Annotated in this window: 21 protein-coding genes; 11 read left to right on the top strand and 10 right to left on the bottom strand. The window is 47.5% G+C overall.

The window, feature by feature from the left end; all coding sequences use genetic code 11:
- The first annotated feature begins 3 nt into the window (after window positions 1-3).
- From dcd to M3202_RS07455, 6 genes are all read left to right on the top strand, one after another.
- Complete coding sequence (gene dcd / locus M3202_RS07480) at window positions 4-534, top strand: dCTP deaminase (RefSeq protein ID WP_251222803.1); 531 nt, start codon at window positions 4-6, stop codon at window positions 532-534.
- A gap of 204 nt (window positions 535-738) precedes the next feature.
- Window positions 739-2187, top strand: a complete 1449-nt coding sequence (locus tag M3202_RS07475; RefSeq protein WP_251222725.1) for a metal ABC transporter solute-binding protein, Zn/Mn family — start codon at window positions 739-741, stop codon at window positions 2185-2187.
- A gap of 77 nt (window positions 2188-2264) precedes the next feature.
- Complete coding sequence (locus M3202_RS07470; RefSeq protein ID WP_251222724.1) at window positions 2265-3383, top strand: NAD(P)/FAD-dependent oxidoreductase; 1119 nt, start codon at window positions 2265-2267, stop codon at window positions 3381-3383.
- Window positions 3373-5031 (top strand): nucleoside recognition domain-containing protein, encoded by a 1659-nt coding sequence (locus M3202_RS07465; protein WP_251222723.1) that lies wholly within the window; start codon window positions 3373-3375, stop codon window positions 5029-5031. The genes M3202_RS07470 and M3202_RS07465 overlap by 11 nt, the downstream gene beginning before the upstream one ends.
- A gap of 121 nt (window positions 5032-5152) precedes the next feature.
- Window positions 5153-5278, top strand: a complete 126-nt coding sequence (locus M3202_RS07460; RefSeq protein ID WP_251222722.1) for a YjcZ family sporulation protein — start codon at window positions 5153-5155, stop codon at window positions 5276-5278.
- Between the two features lie 225 nt (window positions 5279-5503).
- Window positions 5504-6133: a LysE family transporter gene (locus tag M3202_RS07455; protein WP_251222721.1), complete on the top strand. Its 630-nt coding sequence runs from the start codon at window positions 5504-5506 to the stop codon at window positions 6131-6133.
- Here M3202_RS07455 and M3202_RS07450 read toward each other — a convergent pair.
- Window positions 6114-7490 carry an amino acid permease gene (locus M3202_RS07450; RefSeq protein ID WP_390188794.1) on the bottom strand — a complete coding sequence of 459 codons (1377 nt, stop codon included), beginning with the start codon at window positions 7488-7490 and terminating at the stop codon, window positions 6114-6116. The genes M3202_RS07455 and M3202_RS07450 overlap by 20 nt on opposite strands.
- Window positions 7491-7626: 136 nt before the next feature.
- Between M3202_RS07450 and M3202_RS07445 the strand changes: the two genes are divergently transcribed.
- Window positions 7627-7842 (top strand): YozQ family protein, encoded by a 216-nt coding sequence (locus M3202_RS07445; RefSeq protein ID WP_251222719.1) that lies wholly within the window; start codon window positions 7627-7629, stop codon window positions 7840-7842.
- Window positions 7843-8171: 329 nt separating this feature from the next.
- The gene (gene pepF, locus M3202_RS07440; protein WP_251222718.1) at window positions 8172-9959 is read left to right on the top strand and encodes an oligoendopeptidase F; all 1788 of its coding nucleotides are present in this window, start codon (window positions 8172-8174) and stop codon (window positions 9957-9959) included.
- 267 nt (window positions 9960-10226) lie between these two features.
- On the opposite strand, the gene M3202_RS07435 is transcribed toward pepF, so the two are convergent.
- Together M3202_RS07435 and M3202_RS07430 are read right to left on the bottom strand one after the other, a co-directional pair.
- Window positions 10227-11096: a dimethylarginine dimethylaminohydrolase family protein gene (locus M3202_RS07435; RefSeq protein WP_251222717.1), complete on the bottom strand. Its 870-nt coding sequence runs from the start codon at window positions 11094-11096 to the stop codon at window positions 10227-10229.
- Window positions 11097-11146: 50 nt separating this feature from the next.
- On the bottom strand, window positions 11147-12988 hold the full coding sequence (locus tag M3202_RS07430) for a DNA ligase D (protein ID WP_251222716.1): 1842 nt from the start codon (window positions 12986-12988) through the stop codon (window positions 11147-11149).
- A gap of 113 nt (window positions 12989-13101) precedes the next feature.
- Here M3202_RS07430 and ku point away from each other — a divergent pair, with 113 nt between their 5' ends.
- Both ku and M3202_RS07420 read left to right on the top strand, forming a co-directional pair.
- Window positions 13102-13932 (top strand): non-homologous end joining protein Ku, encoded by an 831-nt coding sequence (gene ku / locus M3202_RS07425; RefSeq protein ID WP_251222715.1) that lies wholly within the window; start codon window positions 13102-13104, stop codon window positions 13930-13932.
- A 156-nt stretch (window positions 13933-14088) separates the two neighbouring features.
- Window positions 14089-14850, top strand: coding sequence for an exodeoxyribonuclease III (locus M3202_RS07420; protein ID WP_251222714.1), 762 nt, complete (start codon window positions 14089-14091; stop codon window positions 14848-14850).
- 133 nt (window positions 14851-14983) lie between these two features.
- Here M3202_RS07420 and M3202_RS07415 read toward each other — a convergent pair whose 3' ends face one another.
- Window positions 14984-15616 (bottom strand): SIMPL domain-containing protein, encoded by a 633-nt coding sequence (locus M3202_RS07415; RefSeq protein WP_251222713.1) that lies wholly within the window; start codon window positions 15614-15616, stop codon window positions 14984-14986.
- A gap of 165 nt (window positions 15617-15781) precedes the next feature.
- On the opposite strand from M3202_RS07415, the gene M3202_RS07410 reads away from it, so the two are divergent.
- Entirely contained in the window at window positions 15782-16540 is a 759-nt protein-coding gene (locus tag M3202_RS07410; RefSeq protein WP_251222712.1) for a PRC-barrel domain-containing protein, read from the top strand.
- 102 nt (window positions 16541-16642) lie between these two features.
- Here M3202_RS07410 and yxiS read toward each other — a convergent pair whose 3' ends face one another.
- The 6 genes from yxiS to M3202_RS07380 all read right to left on the bottom strand — a co-directional run bounded on the left by yxiS (window position 16643) and on the right by M3202_RS07380 (window position 20969).
- Window positions 16643-16912, bottom strand: a complete 270-nt coding sequence (gene yxiS / locus M3202_RS07405; RefSeq protein ID WP_251222711.1) for a protein YxiS — start codon at window positions 16910-16912, stop codon at window positions 16643-16645.
- Window positions 16909-17607 carry an MmcB family DNA repair protein gene (locus M3202_RS07400; RefSeq protein ID WP_251222710.1) on the bottom strand — a complete coding sequence of 233 codons (699 nt, stop codon included), beginning with the start codon at window positions 17605-17607 and terminating at the stop codon, window positions 16909-16911. The genes yxiS and M3202_RS07400 overlap by 4 nt, the downstream gene beginning before the upstream one ends.
- Before the next feature lie 18 nt (window positions 17608-17625).
- Window positions 17626-19008 carry a hypothetical protein gene (locus tag M3202_RS07395; protein ID WP_251222709.1) on the bottom strand — a complete coding sequence of 461 codons (1383 nt, stop codon included), beginning with the start codon at window positions 19006-19008 and terminating at the stop codon, window positions 17626-17628.
- 77 nt (window positions 19009-19085) lie between these two features.
- Window positions 19086-19775, bottom strand: a complete 690-nt coding sequence (locus M3202_RS07390; RefSeq protein WP_251222708.1) for an ATP-binding cassette domain-containing protein — start codon at window positions 19773-19775, stop codon at window positions 19086-19088.
- Window positions 19772-20155: a GntR family transcriptional regulator gene (locus tag M3202_RS07385; protein ID WP_251222707.1), complete on the bottom strand. Its 384-nt coding sequence runs from the start codon at window positions 20153-20155 to the stop codon at window positions 19772-19774. The genes M3202_RS07390 and M3202_RS07385 overlap by 4 nt, the downstream gene beginning before the upstream one ends.
- Window positions 20156-20159: 4 nt before the next feature.
- Complete coding sequence (locus tag M3202_RS07380; RefSeq protein ID WP_251222706.1) at window positions 20160-20969, bottom strand: hypothetical protein; 810 nt, start codon at window positions 20967-20969, stop codon at window positions 20160-20162.
- Window positions 20970-21154 lie beyond the last annotated feature (185 nt).

The raw sequence follows: 21154 nt of genomic DNA, 5'->3' as shown, positions 1-21154 counted from the left end.
AAGGTGATTTTAACCGGTAAATCAATTTTTGAAAAAATCAAGCAAAATGAAATAACGATTGCGCCAATCAATGATAAGCAAATTCAGCCTGCTTCGATTGATTTAAGGCTGAGCGATCATTTTCTGACAATTGACGGGCATAAAGAAAGCCTGATTACGTTGGACACACCGATTTCCTATCGCGAAATCACAGCGGATAATGGAACACTCATACTCCCGGCTCACTCGTTTATTTTAGCAACAACGATCGAAACAATAACACTTCCTCCTTATTTAACGGCCTTTGTCGAAGGAAGAAGTTCAATTGGCCGTCTCGGGCTGTTTATTCAAAATGCCGGCTGGGTTGATCCGGGATTTTCCGGGCAGATCACCCTGGAGCTTTTCAATGCGAGCGAACTCCCGATTAAGCTGTCTGTCGGCCGGAGAATTTGTCAAATCGTCATTGCCGAAGTAAACGGGCAAGCAGATCCGTACAAAGGAAAGTACCTTGGGCAAACAGGAGCGACGGGAAGTGCGATCTATCGCGATCAATAAATCAAGCAGGAAGCCGGCCCTGTTTTTAACAGGCATTTCCAGAGTTTATAGTTGTCAGTAGGCGGAGTAGCTGATATAATTCGTAATAATTACGTTTTAAGAGATGGGGTGAAGAAATACTTGGCAGAATTGAATGAGATAGAGTAAGAAATTTTTTTGAGTTGTAAATCGTAATGCTTTCGAAAAAAGAGAGGGGTTTTTAGGTTGAAAAAGTTTTTCATGGTAGCAGCAACGGCATTGCTTTTATTAAATGCGTGCTCAAACACAGAGACAGATACTGCGGATGAAGTGGAAGAAAGTCAAGAAACAGAGGAACAGCTGACGATCATGACCTCGATTTTTCCGTTGGAGGATTGGACGAAGAAAATTGGCGGGGATTTCGTTGAGGTGACAAATATCGTACCGGTCGGCGCCGACGCCCATACATACGAGCCTACCCCTAATGAAATGGTTGCCGTCGCCGAAGCAGATGCCTTTATTTACAATGGCGCAGGGATTGAGGCTTTTGCCGACCGGATTGTCGAGGCTGTCGCAAATGAAGGAGTAGCGGTTCTCGAAGCGAGTGCAGGTGTTGAGTTAATCGAAGATAACCATCATCATGATCATGATCACGGACACGGGGAAGAGGACGGACATGCGCATGAACATGAGGACGACCATGACCATGAGCACGGTGTAGAAGAGGAGCACGACCATGACCATGGTGCAGAAGAGGAGCACGCGCATGAGCATAATCACGACGATGGGGAAGTCGAGAGTGGCACTATGCGCATTGAAGGGGTAAAAGACCATTATCATACAGGCGATCATGTTCATTTAACCGCCCATGAAATTGAGGAAAGTGGTCACGATCATTGGCATTGGTATACACTGGCGCCAGGTGAAGATCCAGAGAGTGACGATGCGTGGGAAGTGGTACCTGACAATGGAACGAACACGTACGAAGGAGTAGCGGAAGATGGGCAGTTGATTCAAGTAAAGCTTTTCGGTGACGATCATGAGGTCGTGGCGCAAAGTGAGCCTATTGCAATTGCCATTCATGATCATCATGATGATCACGATCATGAGCATGGGGAAGAGCACGACCACGGTCATGAGCATGATGATCACGGACATGTTCATGGCGATCATGATCCGCATGTCTGGCTTGATCCGGTTCTTTCCATCGAGATGGCTGAGCAAATTAAACATTTACTCGTTGAGCTAATGCCTGAGCAGGAAGAGTACTTTGAAGCGAACTTTGAAGAGCTTCGCGGGCAATTTGAAGAGCTCGACCAACAATTTCAAGAAGTTGCTGCAAATGCGCAAATTGATACGTTTATCGTTTCTCATGCCGGATACGGCTATTGGGAAGCGCGTTATGGCATCAAGCAAATCGGGATTGCCGGGCTTTCTCCGACAAATGAGCCTACACAGCAGCAGCTGATTGAAACGATTGAGCAGGCAGAGGAGCTGGGGCTTGAATATGTTTTGTTTGAGCCGAATATTTCTCCGGCGGTGGCGCAAACCGTTCAGGATTATTTAGAAGCGGAGTCACTTTATCTTCACCCGCTTGAAGCATTAACAACGGAAAATGTAGAAGCCGGCGCGGATTATTTTTCGCTTATGGAAGAAAACATTGAAACATTGCGTACGGTGTTAAAGGCTGAGTAATCGCGCGATAAAAAATGAGGAATGAGCAAGGCTGTTCAAATCAGCACTGCTCATTCCTTTTATGGAGGTTTTACAAAATGATTCACCATCAGAAAATCATCATCGTTGGGGCCGGACCTGCCGGGATTGGCCTTGCCATTCTCCTGAAAAAGCTGGGATTTACCTCTTATCTCATGTTAGAAGGTGATGAAATCGGCTCTACGTTTAGAAGATGGCCGAGGGAAATGAGATTTATTACCCCTTCATTTACGGGACAAGGCTTTGGTGCCCTCGACCTGAACGCAGTCACTCCGGGTACATCGCCCGCTTATACCTTTCGGAAAGAGCATCTAAATGGGGATGAATATGCCGACTATCTTGAATTGCTTGCTGATCACTTCGACTTGAAGGTGAAAGAAAAGACGATGGTGACCGCTGTTTCAAAAAAAGGCCGCTTGTTTACTGTCGAAACTGATTCTGATACATGGACGTGTGAAGCGCTGTTCTGGGCGACCGGCGAATTTCAGTTTCCTCGGGCAACGGGAATAGAAGGAGCTCATCATGGGCTTCATGTAGGGCACGTTGATTCCTATGAAGCGCTGGCGAAAGCTCACTATGTTGTTGTTGGCGGCGGGGAAAGTGGCGCAGATGCCGCTTTTCATCTTGCCCGAAATGGTAGTCAAGTAACCGTTGTTACGGAAACGTCAATGAATGACAAGGTCGCTGATCCGAGCTTGACCCTTTCTCCGTACACATATGAAAGAATGGAGGTTGCGATTCAATCAGGACGGGTCTCTTTTAAGGAGAACAGAAAAGTAACCAAAATCGCGCAACATCATGCAGGCTACGATGTCGAGCTTGATAATGGCGAGGTGCTGCAAACAACGGGACAGCCTATTTTAGCGACAGGATTTGCTTCAGGAGCGACGCAAATTGCTTCGCTGTTTGAATGGCAGGAAAATGGCAAGCCGCTCGTAACGGAGGAGGCTGATGAATCTACGGTAACGGAAGGACTCTTTTTAATAGGTCCGAGTGTTCAGCACCGTTCCGCCGTATTTTGCTTCATTTACAAATTTCGGGCACGGTATGCGGCGGTCGTCAAGCAGCTGTTTACAAGATGGGGCTATGACATGAAGGAAGAGGTACTTGCAGAGTATGAAAATAACCAAATGCTGCTTGAGGATTTAGCGTGCTGCGAGGTTAATTGTGAATGCTAAGGAGTTGACTGTCGCTAAGGAACGGATTGTTTTGGTCGGCCTGGAATCCGTTGGCAAAACGAGCGTGTTTGCCTGCCTAACGAATCAGCGCGCGGGAAGGGAATTAAATGCAAAGGGGTCAACGATCTTTGTTAAAGAACGGCATAGTGGGTCGGCCGTATTTGTTGATACACCAGGATTGCGCAGGAAGGATAGTGAAGCGTTCTGTGCTGCGAGAATCGAGCTGGAGCGCGCAGCTCATTTGCTGTTTGTCGTTAGAGGCACCCATTTTAGTGAAGAAATCAGACAGTTAGCTTCGCTCATCCCAAAGAACGGCGTGGAAGCGACTGTCCTTGTTACGTTTGCCGATAAAATGGAGCCGGCTTTTTTGACAGCTCTTCAAGCTCATGCAAGGGCTGGCGACTGGCCACTAATTATGGTTGATGCAAGACGTCATGATGAGCGAAGCCGTTCGACCATCATCAATCAGTTGAAAAAAACAAAACGAATTACGCAAACGATGTGGGAGGAAATGGCTCAAGTCCGTCACAAAGAAGTTGATCCTAAACCATTATGGTTTGATCATCCCGTTTGCGGTATTCCGCTTGCGCTGATCATGATGTTTCTCTTATTTGCCCTACCGGTGATGCTTGCTTATCGCCTTTCAAGCGTGCTCGAACCATTGCTTTACCGGATAATCGAACCGCTTGAGCTGTGGACAGCGAATTTTCCCGATTTGTTTCAGGCCGTCTTAACAGGAAGTTACGGGCTTTTTACATTAGGAATTTATTCCTTCGTCTGGGCGTTTCCTGTTGTCCTGTTTATTTCCATTGCCAGCGCGGTTGCTGATGACTCTGGGTTAAAAGACCGGATCGTCGATACACTTGATCCGCTGATGAGCAAAATCGGTTTGAACGGTCAGGATCTCGTTCCGTTTATTTCCGGCTTTGGCTGTAATGTTGTCGCTGTTCAGCAAACGAGAAGCTGCATCCTGACTACGAGAACGTCATGTGTATCGCTGATCTCATTCGGTTCGGCCTGCAGCTATCAAATCGGAGCGACGTTGTCCGTTTTTCACGTCGCCGGACTGCCGTGGCTTTTCCTGCCGTACATGCTCACGTTGACTTTCGTTGCCGCCATTCATAACCGTCTGTGGTATCCGATCAAAGAAAAGAAATGGCTTCGTTATTTTCAGGCACGGAAAACATTTTTACAGTGGCCATCGACCGCACGCGTAGCCTTCCGCGTAAAAGGTGTCTTCCTTCAATTTCTCACTCAGGCTATGCCGATCTTTTTTTTCATATGCCTGATTGCTTCACTGTTCGAGTACGTGGGGATTCTGGCAATCTTAACGAGGGCCGCCGCGCCTCTCGTCCAGCTGATCGGGGCCCCTGCGGAAGCGGCTGCCGGGATCGTTTTTTCAATGATCAGAAAGGATGGGATCCTGTTATTTAATGAAGGAGGCGGTACGTTCATGTCAGCCCTTGCTCCTGGCACTGTTTTTCTGCTTGTGTATATCGCTTCAACGCTGTCGTCCTGCTTAGTGACGATCTGGACAATAGCGAAGGAATTGCGTTGGAAAGCAGCATCCGCTCTCTATATAAAGCAATTGATAACGTCAGTTGTTTCCGCCGTCGTCCTGCTTGCGATCATCCGTTTTTTCGAATAACGCGACAGCAGGCATGGCCAATTTACTTATTTTCACAAGCGCCCAAACGTTTTTTGTGCACCTGCATACGATGAATCGTGAGGATGATGCTTCATCCTACTTTCAAGAAGGAGTGATATAAATGGGTGCAGAAGCAGGATATGGATATGGCGGAGGATTTGCTTTAATTGTCGTGCTTTTTATTTTGTTAATTATCGTCGGCGCATGTTGGTGCGGCGGTGGTTTCGGCGGAGGCTTTGGATACTAAGCCGAAAGCTGACATTTCGCTGCACGTCATCCGCTCTTAGCAGATTGTCGGCGTTGCAGCAACTTAGTACATGCAAGAAAAAGATGTGCCAAGATTTCTCGACGGCACATCTTTTTCTTGATCAAGAGCGCCATCTGTTTTTCTTAGGTATTAACGAGCCCCTCACCTGAATACAATGGTACAAGCATCAGGCTAGTACATTGGTTTTTGGATGAGGAGGGGCAAATGAGTATTCTTCTTGGTTATGTGTTATTAGGGCTGTCATTGGCGGCTCCAATCGGCCCTGTCAATGCTGCCCAGCTGGACAGGGGCATTAAAAGCGGTTTTCTCCACGCCTGGCTAGTCGGCCTCGGAGCGACCGTCGCAGATGGCATTTATATGCTGCTCGTTTTTTTCGGCGTCGTTCATTTGATTGAACTGCCTTTTGTGCAAACCTTTTTATGGCTGTTCGGTTTTTTCGTTCTCGTCTACACAGGAATTGAAAGCTTAATGGGCGCGAAGAATGTCGGCCTGACAGCTTCACGATCAGCTAAACAGTCTTATTCCGCTTCCTTTTTTTCCGGCTTTTTCATGTCGCTGTTCAACCCGCTGACCATTCTGTTTTGGCTCGGCATTTTTGGTTCGATTTTAGCGAAAACGCTGACGCAAGCAGAGCCTGGGCAAGTGTGGCTGTACAGTGCGGCGATTTTTGCCGGAATTGTCGTCTGGGATGTGACGATGGCCGGACTGGCGAGCACATTGCGACGCTTCCTTACGACGAGGCTTCTCGTTGCGATTTCTGTCTTATCAGGTCTCTCTTTAATCGGGTTTGGGCTTTATTTCGGCATGCATGCGTTTAGCGTGTTGTTTTTGTAAAAAGGGTCAGTGATGGCTTGTTGCCGTCACCTTTTTTCTTCCACAGATGATTCATAATAAGCGTGACAATGGCAATTAAAAACAGAAAGAGCAAGCTGACAAAAAAGCCGGGCCGGCTTGTGGCGTGGAAAACGGTGCCGATCACTCCCAAAAGAATAAAGAGAAAGCCGATCAGCCGCTTAATCTGCTCTTTTTTCGTTAAGTTGAGCAGACGGCCGTACGAGCCGAGGATAAAGATCCAATTATAAAGCAGCATCAAGCCGGCGGCGGTCGTGACATATTCATACATTTGATCCGGCATGAAGATCGACAGCACGATCGATACAATAATGCCGAGCGTTGTCAGCAGGATGGCAGGCAGCTCCCATTTATGATGGATCTTTTTTGCGAATAATCGCGGCGCATCCTGGTCTTCGGCCAATGTCACGAGAATCCGAATGACAGCGAACATCGAGGCGACCATCGTTGAGAAGCCGGCGATAATAAAAACACCGTTGAACACATGGTTCACATAAGGGATCGCATAAGCGGTCAAAGCAGTCACAAACGGGCTTTCTTCATGCGAAAAATCCGCTTGCGCCACCATAATCAAGGCCAGGCCGATCGAGAATACATAAATTAGTCCGAGCGTGAGCAGCATCACTTTTCCTGATTTCGGCGCGTCCTTCATTTGTTTTAACCGCACAGCGAGAAGCCCCATAATTTCAATCCCGCCAAAGCCGTAAAATCCGTAGATGGAGGCCGGCAGCAGCCCTTTTAAGCCGTGTGGGAAAACGTCTTCTACCGTCCGCGGGATATGGGTGCCATCCGGGTCTGTTCCGATCAGGCCAAACAAGGCCAGGGACGCCAGAATGATAAACATGAAAATCGCCGAAATTTTCAACACCGCCAGCAAATTTTCCGTTCGGTCAAAGCTTTTACTGCCGGCGATAATGACGAGCAGGCCGAGAGCGGCATAGATGCTGGCTAACAGCCATAAAGGAAGATCAGGAAACCATAGCTGGGAGAAAATGGACAAAGCGGTCATCTGGCTGCCGATAATGAGCATTTCCGAGGCCCAGTAAACCCAGCCGCTGCTGAAGCCGGCCCAGCGCCCGTATGCTTTTTTTGCATACGAACGAAAAGAGCCTTTTTGCGGGTCGTAAATGGTCATCTTCGCCAAAGCCTCAAATACGAAATATGTTCCGAAAGCCGCGATGATATAGACGAGCAGCACCGAAGGCCCGGCCATCGTAATCGCGATGCTTGAACCGAGAAAAAAGCCGGTTCCGATCGTACAAGCGACTCCCAATAATGACAGCTGCCACCATTGCAGCGGCTTTTCGCTGTCTTGCTTTGAATGTGCCATAGACTTCATCCTCTCCGTAGTCCTTTCTATTGTTTCCTGGGCAAACAGTGGAGTATGTACATGAATTTCGCAAAGCAGCTGGACAATTTTACCGCTTATGCTTTCAAAAGGAGGATAGACACTAAAGGAAAAGGAGGGATGGAAAATGAATGAAAAGCAAAAGCAAGCCAATCAAGTAGCGACCAATCAGTATCAGTCAGGTGATGAACAAAGCGAACAGTCGGTCGACCGAGGCTTGGCGATGACGCATGAACAGGTGCTGGATGCGTACGTGGAAGGCACGATTGATGGTGAAATCGATGAGGTTCATGGTGAGGATCAAGAAGTAAGAAGAGAACCGTTTAAAGAATTTCAGGAATAAAACAGCTTCCTTTCCCTGAAGCTGCTGAAAAAGTACGATTTTCACTTTTTCAACAGCTTTTTCGTAATGAGCGTAGCCGTTGCCTGATTTTGAAAGCCTTGCTACGATTGATCTTCTCGCAGCAAGGCGCGCAACGTGTGGAGCCATTACTCTTCTTCGAGTTACGGAAAAAGAGGTTTTTCAGTGGCCTCCTTTCCCTGAGGCGGATTATGCTCCTCAGGTTTTTTTATTGGGAAAAGCAGGAACGTCATGATTGCACTGCCGGCGATGTATCAGTATACTTTAGCTACAATATACATAGAAGCAAGCAATGGAAAAGGGGGCTAATGATGAAGAGCTATTCGTCAAGGAAAGACGTGCCGGAACATGAAAAATGGAATCTTTCCGATATTTTTCCGACGGCGGCGGAATGGGAGGAAACCTATAAGGTGCTGGAGAGTAAGATTGAGAAGCTCGCCCAATATAATGGACGGCTGGCTGATGCTGACAGCTTGCATGCGTTTCTCGTCCTCTCGGAAGAAATCGATTACGACTTTAAAAAGGTATACGTCTATGCGATGCTGCAGGCTGATATTGATACGCGGGTAACCACCAGCCAATCTTTGCTTGACCGCGCCAAAAAGCTCGCGGTTTCCTTAGGAGCGGCAAAGTCGTTCTTTATGCCGTTTTTACTCGAGCTGAAGCCGGAAACGCTAAAGCAATATATCGCGGAGAAGAAAGAGTTAGCTTATTTTGAAGAAGATTTGTATGACAGCTATCGCTATAAAAAGCATATTTTGAGTGAAGAAAAAGAAGAAACGCTTTCCCAGCTTGGGGAAGCCCTGCAGGTGCCGAGTCACACATTTGGCATGATCAACAATGCTGACATCGTATTTGGAGAGGTAACCGACGAAAATGGCGAGAAAGTCCCGTTAACAAGAGGGATGTATGCAAAGCGGATGGAAGATGAGGATAGAGAAAAGCGTGCAGAAGCGTATCAGGCCTATTATAAGCCGTATAAACAGATGAAAAACACGATTGCCTCGACGCTGTCAGCGGCGATTAAAAACAATGTAACGATTTCAAGGATGCGTCACTATCCCTCCGCGCTTGAAAAAGGGTTATTTTCAGACGAAGTCCCGAAAGAAGTGTATGAGACGTTAATTGAAACGACGAAAGCGAATATTGAGCCGATGCATGAGTATATCCGGCTGCGGAAAAAGCTGCTTGAAGTCGAGCAGTTAAAACCATACGATCTTTCGGTTCCGCTCGTTCCCGGCGTGAAGGAAGAGATATCGTTTGATGAGGCCTTTGACACGATGATCGACAGCCTTGAGCCACTTGGCGCCGATTACCAGCAGACGTTGCGAAGCTTTAAGGAAAAGCGTTATTTTGATGTTCGCGAAACGCCGGGAAAACGCTCAGGAGCATACAACATCGGGATTTACGGTGTCCATCCGTATGTGTTGCTGAATCACCGCGATGATCTTGACAGCCTGTTTACGTTAACGCATGAATCGGGGCATGCGATGCACTCCTGGTATTCAAGCCGGCATCAGCCGCAAATTAGTGCGGGCTATTCGATTTTTGTCGCCGAAGTCGCTTCGACCGTCAATGAAATGTTACTGATTCGCTATTTACTGGCGGAAAGCAAAGAGGCTAACCGAAAAAAATATTTGCTGAACCATTTCATCGACAGCTTTAAAGGGACATTTTTCACGCAGGTGATGTTTGCTGAATTTGAAAAGCTGACGCATGAGAAGGCCGAGAAGGGAGAGCCGCTTCACGCTGATGCGTTCAATGAGATGTATGAAGAGCTTTATCGAACGTATAACGGCAGTGCGCTTGAATGTGATGAAGAAGTGAAATTCGGCTGGACGCGGATTCCCCATTTTTACCGTCCGTTTTATGTGTACAAATATGCTACGGGGTATGCGGCGGCCAATGCGATCGCCGAACGGCTGCTGCAGGGCGATGCGGCAACAAAGACCAGCTATCTGCAATTTTTAAAAAGCGGCAGCTCCAAGCCGCCGCTTGAATTACTGAAAGACACCGGCGTTGATTTAACGAAGCCGGATACGATTGAAGATGCTCTTGCAGTCTTTGGTGATTTGGTCAATCAATTCGCCGAGCTGTAAAAAGAAGTGGTCTAGAACCCACTCGTAGCAAATCAGGCAACGGCTACGCTCCATACGAAAACGAGCTTGAGACAAAACTAGCTTTGGACCTACTGGCAATGGCTTCACACGCCACAAGCCCGTTGTGAGAAACCCACTCACAACGGGCTTTAAAAGATCGTGGCGGTTCCGCTCATTGCTTAGAGCGGCTGGGAAAAAGGTAAAAAAACAGCCTTTTGCCCCAGCCTCTTCCTTCGAGCTATAGACAAAAGGAAAACTACCTAGTGTCTATAGCTCTTTCGGTTCTTCACGAATGACGGGCAGCGTGCAGCAGCGAAAGGAGCCGCCTGATTTAATGATTTCAGTAATATCAACTTCAATTACTTCATATCCGCGCTGCTGCAGCTGCTTGTTGACCTGTTGGTTGACGGGTAAGGAAAGAACCTTTTTATCGCCGATTGAAAGGACATTCGTACCGAGGGTAAACTGCTCGTCCTTTGTGACTTCAATCAGTTCATAGCGGGTTTCCAGATAATCCCTTTCCTTTTTGTTAAACGCATCTGGATAAAAGAGTGCTTCTTTAGGAGAAAGCACGTTAAAGACACAGTCGAGATGTAAAAACTTCTCATGAAATGGAACGGTGATAACCTCAAACTGGGACAATAATTGCTGCAAATGGTCGATTGCTTTTTGATTGGTGCGGTTGCTTAAACCGATGTAAATCGTATCGCGGTCGATAATAATATCGCCGCCTTCGATTTTATCGCCTATCAAATTGTAGTAGGAGATTTTTTCCTGCTTCAGCCATTCCTTTAAATAATTCTCCTCTCCTTGACGGATGTCATGTGCCATTTCTGCAACGAAAATCGTCTGGCCAAGTGTAAAGCCGATATCCCGTGTGAAAACCTGTTCCGGAAATTGCTCGTTCGCCGGCAGCAGAACGACATCAATATGATGAGCGCGCAATGTATTGACGAACTGCTCATGCTGCTCCATCGCTTTCAAAATATGAATGCCTTCATTTTTAAATTTCTTTTGCGTTTCATTGATGATATCGCGAATGGTCATGTACTGAGGCTGACACATAATCACTAGCTCGAGACGGTCGTATTCGCTTGTCGCGAAAGCGGTTTTCTTGCTTCGTGTAAACAGACCCATCGTATTCCTCCCTTTTCTATCCGTTTGTTTAGTATGCCCTTGGTCAAGACTTATTTGACGGAGGTGAGACTTGTCAGCTGCTCAAGAAGTAAGTCCAGCGGCTGATTGGCTTTTGCCTGCTGAAAAAAACGAAACGGATTTCCGTTTGCAAGCAGCCGTGCCCGAATCGTGGCGATTGTAAAAGATGCCGGATCAAGCCGAGCATTAACCTCGCTCCAGTCAAGCGGAGTCGCTATCCGTCCGTCGGTATTTCCTCTTGGCGAAAAAGGCGCGATGATTGTTTTTTCCTTATCGTGCTGCAAATAGTCGACATATAATTTGCGGCCGCGCTTCTTTTTCAGGCGCTCCGTCGTAAACCAATCCGGCTCCTGTTCACAAAGAAACGCACTTACGAATTCGGTAAACCGTCGAGTGTCCTCATAAGAATAGGTTTCCTCTGGCAGTGGAAGATAAACCTGTAATCCCTTTCCACCCGACGTTTTGACAAAGGATTGCAGCTGAAATTGATCGAATATCGCTTTCAGTCGCAAGGCCGCCTCGACAGCAAGAGGAAATTCTGACACCGACGGGGGATCAAGATCAAAAACAATTTCCGACGGATACGCGGAATGGAACGGTTCAAATGGAATATGGAATTCCAGCGCAAGCTGATTGCCAAGCCAAAGCAATGTTTCGACATCATTGCAGAGAATGTAGCGAATGTTATGGTGCAGGTCAGTCTGAACGAATTCCGGTGCATAGTCAGGACAGTTTTTTTGGAAAAAACGTTCATCATCGGCGCCGTGCGGGTAACGGATAACGGTTAAATGCCGGTCATGAAGAAACGGCAAAAGATAATCGCCGAGATGCAGCAGCTCCGTTAAATAGTCATCCTTATGAATGTTTAAAGCAGGCCAGATCGGCTTGTCGGGATGGGTAACGGCAACCGAGGCCGGCGGCGGGCGGAGCGCTTTTTCAGCTTCGTTGCTCGTGCACTGCTCAGGCTCCTGCGCAAGCAAAAAAGAATGAAAATGAGGTTCTCGCAGCTGCTTGCCATCAAAGTCAATACAGGCAATCGCGGCACAGATTGCCGGTGGCATCCTGTAGAGCGATCCGTTCCTAGTCCCGTTTTTTTGAAAGAGCGAGACTAACGTCTGCCATTCCGTCTCTGCTAAACCATGCTTGAAAATGACAATATCAAGGAGTTCTGATTCCTTAAAGACGCTGCCATAGAAATAGCCGTTGGCTTCGTCATATTTCGTAACGATCACGGGAACAAGGCGCCAGTTCTTGCTCTTTTGCCATTGACGTGTCCGTGCTGCCGGCTTCCAGGTACTCGTAGCCTGTTTGGCGACGATCCCTTCGCCGTTATGAAGATCGATCGCCGCTGAGAGCCGGGACAGATCCGCTGTTTCCTCGATCAGCTGGAGCTTTTGCGCCGAATAAGGATCGATTTGCCGTGACCAGCCGAGCTTATTAAAGAGCTGGTTCAGCTGCTTCTTGCGCTTGGCGAGCGGCAGATCGATCAGGCTGTCACCTTTGAGCTGCAACAGGTCAAAGCCGAGATAGTGACACGGAAAAGCCGCGGCATGAGCTGAAATACGATCTGCATTTTTCATCCGTCCTCTAAGCTGTACAGCGGAAAAATAGCTTTTAAAGGCGTTAAGCAAATGGACAAGCTCACCGTCGAGTAGCAGCGGAAGAAACGGCTCAATCTCCTGCTGGTGATCAGAGCAAAATTGGATGATCTCAGGGAATTGACCGTTCAGCTCTTTGCCGTTGCGGCTGACAAGAAGCGGTTTGTCGCTAGACCAGTAAAGTAGACAGCGGAAGCCGTCGTATTTAGGCTCATAAAGCCAGCCTTTGCCAACGGGCGGCTCAGAAGCCGCTGTTAGCAGCATTGGCTTATCCATCGTCCATCCTCCTTGAAAATGATTTCCTCGTTAGGATGTTAGTTTCGATTTCACTTCATACATAATTGCCGGCAAAAGCAAGCACATTATAAAGAAAAAAGAAGGTGTCTTTGATGCACACAGTTTGGAAGGGCAGTATCAGCTTCGGGCTTGTCAACATTCCGATTAAGCTGCACGCGGCAACGGAAAATAAGGATATTAAGCTGAGGCAGCTTCATAAGGAATGCCACACGCCGATTCAATATCAGAAAATATGTCCAGGCTGCCAGCAGGAAGTGAAAAATGAAGATATTGTCAAAGCATACGAATATGAAAAAAACAAATTCGTCATCCTTGATGAGGAAGATTTGGAAAAGCTGAAAAAAGAAAATGAAGCAAAAGCGGTCGAAATTATTGATTTCGTCCAGCTTGAAGAAATTGATCCGATTTATTTTGAGCGCAGTTATTTTATCGCACCGGGAGATGGCGGCGCAAAAGCATATGCGCTGCTTCGTGAAGCGTTGCTGAAATCCGGCAAGATCGGTGTTGCCAAAATCATTATCCGCTCAAAGGAGCAGCTCGCGGTCGTCCGTGTTTATAAAAACACGTTGCTGATGGAAACGATTCATTTTCCGGATGAAGTGCGCAAAGTGGAAGACGTGCCGAATACGCCGAGTGACCAGGAACTATCTAAAAAGGAAGTCGATACGGCGCTGCTTTTGATTGATCAGCTAACAACAAGCTTTGATCCGACAAAATACAAGGACGATTATCGCACAGCCTTGATGGAATTAATTGAAGAGAAGCGAACGGGCAAGCAAACGGTTCATCCGAAGGAGCAGGAGGCGCCGGCCTCGAATGTAACCGATTTAATGTCAGCCCTTCAGGCGTCGATCGACAAGACGAAAAAGAAAAAGCCGGCCGCGCGCAAAAAGCCGGCAACGAAAGCAAAAAAGAATGCCTGAGCCGTCTTTGGCAAAACTCCAGCAGCCCAACATGTAGTCGGGGCGCTGGAGTTTTTGCTTTTCTTGATCGGAAGCGGGGAAGGTCTCGTTCTTGACAGGCAGTAGCCTTCACTCTATCATTTTCAACGTAGACTGCAAGAGAAGAGAGGTACATGAATGAAACTAGTGTCCTGGAACGTCAATGGCTTGCGAGCCTGTGTAAAAAAAGGATTTCTTACTTATTTTCAAGCGGTGGATGCCGATATTTTCTGCATCCAAGAAACAAAATTGCAGGAAGGTCAGCTTGAATTAGAGCTGCCCGGCTATCAACAATTTTTTCATTCCGCTCAACGCAAAGGCTACTCGGGAACCGCTGTTTTCACGAAAAAGGAGCCATTAGCGGTTCATTACGGATTTGAAGGAGAAATCGCGGCAGATGAAGGACGGGTGCTCACGTTGGAATTCGACCGCTTTTACCTCGTCAATGTGTACACCGTGAACGCGAAAAGAGACTTATCCCGTTTACGGGAGCGCCTTGAATGGGAGGACGCGCTGTTTTCGTATGTGACAAGGCTTGATCAAGCAAAGCCGGTCATTCTAACCGGTGATATGAATGTTGCTCACACGGAAATTGATTTGAAGAACGCGCGGGCAAACCGTAACAATTCAGGCTTTACGATCGAGGAACGCGAAAAGCTGTCGCGCTTGCTTGACGCCGGATTTATTGATACCTATCGTTATTTTTATCCCGAGAAAGAAGGGGCTTACACGTGGTGGTCCTATATGAGCAAAGTACGGGAGCGCAACATCGGCTGGCGGATTGATTATTTTCTCGCTTCAGAGCGGCTCCGTTCGGCGTTAGTAGAAGCCGGAATTGATTCTGACGTGCTCGGCAGCGATCACTGCCCGATCCGGCTAACGGTTGATCTTGGAAGATAAAATAGAGTGGAAGAAGGGAAGTTCCGAAGGAGTGGCGCTGCTTCGTCAGCTATCCTGGAATTCCCTCTGAATGAAGGGGTTACTGTAGAGGTTCGCCTGGCGAAAGGGAAGAATAACCTTCTTGTCACTCCTTTCATTCATAGGCGACAAGAACGTGGGCGCGGATCGTCAGCTGCCCTGGCTGGATTGGAGTGGCGGCGCTGGCGCTCAACAGTCGAGGGGAAGGGAAATCCGGCGAAGTCGGCTGTTGCTCAACCTTGCTTGGATAGGGCGGCAGCAAGATGCCAAGCGTTGTCGCAATGGCCTGCGCGCTGCTGATCCCATTTTCAACAGCGAGCTGAAGGGCTTGCTGCCGGTAGATATCCGCCCGCTGCAAGGTGAATTGAATCGTTCTCACCGTATTTGCGCCTTTTTCCACCGCCGCATCGACAATTGTGCCGACCATATTGATTTCCTCGATCGTAATTTGAAACAGATGGGTGATCTCATATCCGGCAAACGTGCTGACCCCGTCTTCATAATGGTACCTGCTGTCAATTTGATAAAGCGCGGTTTCAATCTGGTCCTCCCCGATACCCAGTCTTCTTACTTCATCGAGAATAGCGGTCATTGCTGCCGAATTTTCACTCTGGCCTTGACGTAGCTCGAGCGTCTCTGTTGTTACGCCGAGCGTCACAACGGCTTGATCTGGCACCACAGTCAGTTCTGCTTCTCCAATGACACTGATTTGAGGCAATTCCTTCTCCCGGTTTGCTGGATCGATCATCGTCTTCTCTCCTACTGTTTGTCATTGTAATGAGCGCTTCCTTTTATAGATTATTTTCTTTGCGAAGCGAGTATGTCTTTTTAGCTATCTTTTCCGGCAATCGTCAAAAGAGGTTTACGAGCTGATCAGGCGGGTACAACATAAACAATTACAAAAAAGGAGGCGATGAAGTTGATCTTAAAAGCGAAAAATCTGAAGCGGTTTACAATGAGAGCAACAGACGGCGACATTGGTTCGATTGATGATTTTTATTTTGACGATGAATCCTTTGTGGTTCGTTACTTCATCGGGGATACGCGGACTTGGTTTTTTGGAGGGAAGGTACTGTTAAGTCCAGAGGCGTTTACAGATGTTCATATTGCGGATGAATCGATTTCGGTCAATGCGACGAAAGAGCAGATTAAGGACAGCCCGAAGCCGGATGAGAAGGAGCCGATTTCAAGACAGTATGAAAGAGAGCTCGGCCAATATTATGGCTGGGGCGCTGCTCCGCTGACGCAGCCTAGGCGATCGTTGTTCGGTGAGGAAGCCGTTGAGCCGCATGAAAGAGCGGCAGTTGATCTTGAGACGCGTGAGGAAAGCCATCTGCAAAGTGTCAACGATGTACGAAATTACAGAGTGCATGCGATAAATGGCGAGGTTGGCAGAGTGTCTGACTTCCTGCTGGAAAGCGACACATGGAACATTCGTTATCTTGAAGTCGATGTCGGCGGCTTTCTGTCAAAGGAATTGGTGCTCGTCTCCACCGACTGGATTTCGGAAATCAATTGGCGTGACCGGACGATTACGGTCAATGTCGACAAGGAACGAATTGAAGCGGCGCCGGATTATTTTGAAGAAACGCCGTTGACGAGAGAAGATGAGATGAGGTTGTACCGCCATTATGACCAGCCGCCATACTGGGAAGCTAGAAGACCATATTAAGAATGAATAAAAATGCGCGCCGATTGATTGGGCCGATCTGTCAAGAGGCTGGACAAAAGGTTGTCAATTCCCTTTGTCCAGCCTCTAAGCTCTTTTGAGAAATTACGCCTGTTTTGCGATTTCGTCACGGACTACTTCAGCAAGCTCCGGCTGGTCATAAAGGGAAAGGACCCCTAATACGGTGTCATCGGCGATTTCGCCGGCTTCTTCCTTCGGGACAGTCAAGGAGAGTGCCTGCTCCAGGGATGGCGGAATGCCCTGGCCCGGGAAAGCCCGCTGATAAAGGGCGCGCGGATCGAGCTCATGATTGATGCACCATTGAGCAAAGACGAGAATCATCATTTGCTCATCAAATAGAAAATGTTGTTTCATCCTTTATCCTCCTTGATTAACGCTGACAATTCCTCATAAAAGTCTTCGTTGTACTTCGTAATGATATGAACCCGGGCTTTATCCAACGGAATCGCTTGCCTGCATGAAGCCGTCTGGCACTCCACTTCTTCCTGCTTTGTACCGACAAGGTATTTGTGACGTTTTTTACACACCGGACAGGTCGCATGAATGAGGGAAGCTGCGGCATTGCTGGCAAATTTCCCGCCGGTCACATCTTTCGTTTCCTTTGACAGCTCCTGAAAAAGAACCGCATTTGTGGCGGCGCGACCGGTGCGCTTTAGCAGCGTTTCCAGCGTCATGATCCGTTTCGGGTTTTTCGTTGGCTTCTTTTTGACGGTGATATTGTCATAGTCATCAACCTCAAGCAGCCCATAGCGGGCCGGCAGCTCCTCGACAGTAAGCAGGTCCTCCGGTGTCATGATATACGTATAATCAGAAACAGCATGATAGCCGTACGAGGAATGGAGTACCTCATCGCGCAGGAAATCAGAGCGGGAGGACTTCACTTCAATAATTCTTGCTTCCTGCCGCTTCAGATTGATCCCTAGCGCATCGGCCTGGATTTTCTTGCGGCGCACGAATAATTTCACTTCATTGGCGCATAAATCAGTCATTTTTGCTTTTAGCCAGTACAACGACAGTTTTTTTAAATGCTTATGTAACGTACTTTCCATAGATGATGTCCTCTCTTGTTAAATGAAATGAAGCAAATATAAGCTGTATACCGCTGTCACGAGGACGACGGTCAGCACGGCGACATAGGCGACATTTTGCCTCATGATCGTTTTCGCCGGTTGATTCATCAGCTTAGCCGCCATCAGCATCTGTCCGGAAAAAGGGGAGAGCTGGGTAGCCATCGACCAGGCGACGAGCAAAAGCAGTGCTAAATAGTGGGCGCTGACGCCAAAGTTTTCTGGAGAGAGCGCGCTACCAATGCCGATTACGATAATCACCGGGTGAATGCCGATTTGTGCCAGGAAGATCGTCAACAGTACAAGTAAATAGCTAAGTATATAGACCGAGCCAAAGGAAGCTTGAAATAACCAGGATGAAATATAAGCGCCGATTTCTGTACTGGCCATTGCCTTTCCAAAAAAGCCCGCACTAATAAAGATAGCAATCTCGTTTTTTAATTGGAAGAATGAATGCTGAACTTGAACCGATAGATCCTGCGTAAATGTTTGCAACGTTTTTGTCGCCAGCGACCAAATTAGCGGCAGTACAATCGAGAGCAGGCAAACGATGATGATCATGTTGACATGCCACAAAAATTCAAGGAAAAACGATAAGCCGACCAATGTTCCACAAAAAAAGAAAAACGGCGTCAGCGAAGGCGTTGAAGCCGCTGTCCGCTTGACAGGCTGACGCTCGATCAGCGGATCATCCGGAAACGAAATACGAGAAAACATGAAGACGCAGACGAGTAAATAAAGCGCCGCCAGCAACAGACCGTAGCCACCGATTTCGATCCACGACAGATCAAACAAAACGAGAATAAGCCCGACATTGACGAAATACGGTGACCACAACATGCAAAAAGCAAAAGCGCGCATGATCGTCAAAGTCAGCTTTTGATCGCGATAGCTGGAGAAGCTTTCTTCGGCAATCCGTTTCACAATTGCCATGGAGCCGAAGTTTAAAATAATCCCGATCGTTGCCGTCAATAGAAAGCTGAGTCGGTAAGGGTGCTGGCCGCTGCGCTGCTCTCGTTCCTGAACGGCTTTTTTCAAGGCCGATAAATAACCGGCCGAAGACATAAAGGTACCAATAATCGGGATGAGCAGAAAGAGCGACAGAAGATTTATATTTTCCCCGAAGCCGCTAATGACTTCCCCGATTTCGATTTGTTCTACATAAAAGCAGATAGTTCCCGCGATGAGCAAAAGGGCAACGATCAGCCTGCTGACCATTGATAAGAAAAAGAAAGCGCAGACGAGCAGAAAGGCCCCAAGTATGCTGTACGTCAGGACAAAAAGGTGATGATGATAAAAATGCTCAACGAGATAAAGAATCGATGTGACGTAACAAAGCACACCTAATGCTTTCGTGAATGGATGAAGGTTCGTGTTAACCATCTCCTTTCCCTCCCCCTATTATAACGCTTTTGCAGCGTGGGGGCACGCACCGAAAGCAAAGGTGTGCCAATTCGTCGTTATTGATATAAGTCCGTCATCCACTCGACGATGCCTTGATTCCGTTCGTCGCGCAGCTTTTCAACATTGTGATGACCGACAATCGCGCCGTCTTTAATCGCGATGACTTCATCGAGCAGCATTTCGATTTCTTTAATTTCATGCGTCGTGATCAACAGGAGCTGTCTTTCAAGATCAATAAAAGAAATTAATCCTTTGACAATGGAATCCCTGACCATCGGATCCAGCCCGGAAAGCGGCTCATCCATCAGGACGACCGGAACTTCACGCGCCAGGGAAAGAACGATTTTCAGGCGGCCGCGGTTTCCTTTTGACAGATGCTTCAGCTTCGCGTCCCTCTCCAAATTCATAAACGTGCGAATTTCTTCGGCTTTTTCCAGGTTGAAGTCGGGGAACTGTGTCGCATGGAAATCGATCGTCTGACCGACGTTGTAAAAGCCATAATATTCATCAAGCTCCGACAAATAAGAAACCTCCTTTGCAATAGTCCGGCTTCCCTTTTTTCCGTTAATCATAATTTGTCCGCTTGATGGCTGGGTTAAGCCGGCGATCAGCTTTAACGTCGTTGATTTTCCACTTCCATTTTCCCCGACGAGCCCGATTATTTTTCCCCGTGTCAATGTAAGATCAATCCCGTCCAGCGCCGTCTTTGTCATGAATTTTTTCGTGACATTTTTAAAGATAATCATTGGTTCATTCCTCCATTTTCCCCGTGTAGAAACGTATGCAACCCATTCTCAATTTCCGTATAGGAATAGCCCATCTCCTGCATCCCTTTGACAAACTGGGAAATTTCCCGTTCCTTCAGTTCTTCTCTCATCTCTGTCAGAACGTTTTCGTCCTCTGTCACAAATGTTCCCTGTCCACGTCTTGTTTCCACAATGCTCATCCCTTCCAGTTCGCGATAGGTGCGGCTCACAGTATTTGGATTAACGTTTGCTTGTATGCCCATTTCCCGGACAGACGGCAGCTTATCTCCCGGCGCTAATTCGCCTCTGAGAATTTGTCGTTTGATCCGATCCGCCAATTGCGTATAAATCGGCTGTGAGGATTGAAACAAATCAGTCATCAGTTTACACCTCCACTTTGCGGTCAAGCAGCCAGCAGGAGGCGGCGAATAAAACAATCGCAACGAGCGCTTCACTGACGTACGTACCGAGATAAATACTGCCGGCTCCTTCGTTAGTCAGGAAGAATTGAATTCCTTCCGATGCATCAGCCGAGAAATGGAAACGTTGCGCGACTTGCAAGAGATTAATTTCTCCCCATTCGGACAAAAAGCGGAAAAACGGTGTTTCTGATAGCCAGGCCCAGCCGCTGACGAAACAAATAAAGAGAATAAACGTCAAAATAATACTGAAAAAGCTCCCGATATAACGGCTGATTAAAAGGAAAATCATCCAGAAAAACAAGAAATAAATCGCAAAATTAAGCGCAAGTAAAAACAGATGAACGCCGCCAATGATCCCAAGGTTGAGGACATCGCCTAAAACCAGGGCGGGGAACAGGTCGTCAAATGTTCCGGCAAAAAAATAGGTAAGAGCGGTAACCGCGCCGATGATAAGCAGGGAACCGACCATCGAAATCAGCCCTGCTGTCAGCTTAGCGCTCAGTAACCCATAGCCGGGCAGTGGATTATGAAGCCAGAGGTGCATCCGTTTTCGCTCAGCTTGCAGGCTGTAATAGAAGTAATAAACGAGATAAAACAAATGGAGCACAATCGCGACGACTGAAATGATCATGACCATCTCCCAGTTCATATTCTGACGTGAGCCGATATAAAACATAATACTTGCGAGAAGGGCGTACGCAATAAGCGGGAGCAGAAAGGCCGGTAATCCTAGACGCAGTTCCTTTTTCGTTAAATTCCACCAGGCAGTCATATTGTAAAACCTCCATTGTCATAATGTATTAGTGTATTAATTAGATAGTACACTAGTACGATTAGACTGTCAATACAATTGTTAAAAAATAGGCTGTCTTGCAGTTTAGCGCCTAAATCTAGCACGAATCGATAAAGCCGGAAGACTGGAAGAGCTGCAAAAGGGGAACTGAAGCCGATTCCTTT

Origin of the sequence: Halalkalibacter oceani, from assembly GCF_023715605.1 — a bacterium.
Taxonomy (GTDB): domain Bacteria; phylum Bacillota; class Bacilli; order Bacillales; family Bacillaceae_D; genus Halalkalibacter; species Halalkalibacter oceani.
This window is presented reverse-complemented; position numbering and strand designations above follow the sequence as displayed.

Excerpts from the sequence above, each read along its gene's own strand:
- ku (WP_251222715.1), top strand. The coding sequence starts at position 13,102 with ATGCACACAGTTTGGAAGGGCAGTATCAGCTTCGGGCTTGTCAACATT.
- M3202_RS07430 (WP_251222716.1), bottom strand. The coding sequence starts at position 12,988 with ATGGATAAGCCAATGCTGCTAACAGCGGCTTCTGAGCCGCCCGTTGGC.
- M3202_RS07445 (WP_251222719.1), top strand. The coding sequence starts at position 7,627 with ATGAATGAAAAGCAAAAGCAAGCCAATCAAGTAGCGACCAATCAGTAT.
- M3202_RS07410 (WP_251222712.1), top strand. The coding sequence starts at position 15,782 with ATGAAGTTGATCTTAAAAGCGAAAAATCTGAAGCGGTTTACAATGAGA.
- M3202_RS07450 (WP_390188794.1), bottom strand. The coding sequence starts at position 7,490 with ATGAAGTCTATGGCACATTCAAAGCAAGACAGCGAAAAGCCGCTGCAA.
- M3202_RS07380 (WP_251222706.1), bottom strand. The coding sequence starts at position 20,969 with ATGACTGCCTGGTGGAATTTAACGAAAAAGGAACTGCGTCTAGGATTA.
- M3202_RS07395 (WP_251222709.1), bottom strand. The coding sequence starts at position 19,008 with ATGGTTAACACGAACCTTCATCCATTCACGAAAGCATTAGGTGTGCTT.
- M3202_RS07390 (WP_251222708.1), bottom strand. The coding sequence starts at position 19,775 with ATGATTATCTTTAAAAATGTCACGAAAAAATTCATGACAAAGACGGCG.
- yxiS (WP_251222711.1), bottom strand. The coding sequence starts at position 16,912 with ATGAAACAACATTTTCTATTTGATGAGCAAATGATGATTCTCGTCTTT.
- M3202_RS07400 (WP_251222710.1), bottom strand. The coding sequence starts at position 17,607 with ATGGAAAGTACGTTACATAAGCATTTAAAAAAACTGTCGTTGTACTGG.
- M3202_RS07385 (WP_251222707.1), bottom strand. The coding sequence starts at position 20,155 with ATGACTGATTTGTTTCAATCCTCACAGCCGATTTATACGCAATTGGCG.
- M3202_RS07420 (WP_251222714.1), top strand. The coding sequence starts at position 14,089 with ATGAAACTAGTGTCCTGGAACGTCAATGGCTTGCGAGCCTGTGTAAAA.
- M3202_RS07455 (WP_251222721.1), top strand. The coding sequence starts at position 5,504 with ATGAGTATTCTTCTTGGTTATGTGTTATTAGGGCTGTCATTGGCGGCT.
- M3202_RS07435 (WP_251222717.1), bottom strand. The coding sequence starts at position 11,096 with ATGGGTCTGTTTACACGAAGCAAGAAAACCGCTTTCGCGACAAGCGAA.
- M3202_RS07470 (WP_251222724.1), top strand. The coding sequence starts at position 2,265 with ATGATTCACCATCAGAAAATCATCATCGTTGGGGCCGGACCTGCCGGG.
- M3202_RS07460 (WP_251222722.1), top strand. The coding sequence starts at position 5,153 with ATGGGTGCAGAAGCAGGATATGGATATGGCGGAGGATTTGCTTTAATT.
- pepF (WP_251222718.1), top strand. The coding sequence starts at position 8,172 with ATGAAGAGCTATTCGTCAAGGAAAGACGTGCCGGAACATGAAAAATGG.
- M3202_RS07415 (WP_251222713.1), bottom strand. The coding sequence starts at position 15,616 with ATGATCGATCCAGCAAACCGGGAGAAGGAATTGCCTCAAATCAGTGTC.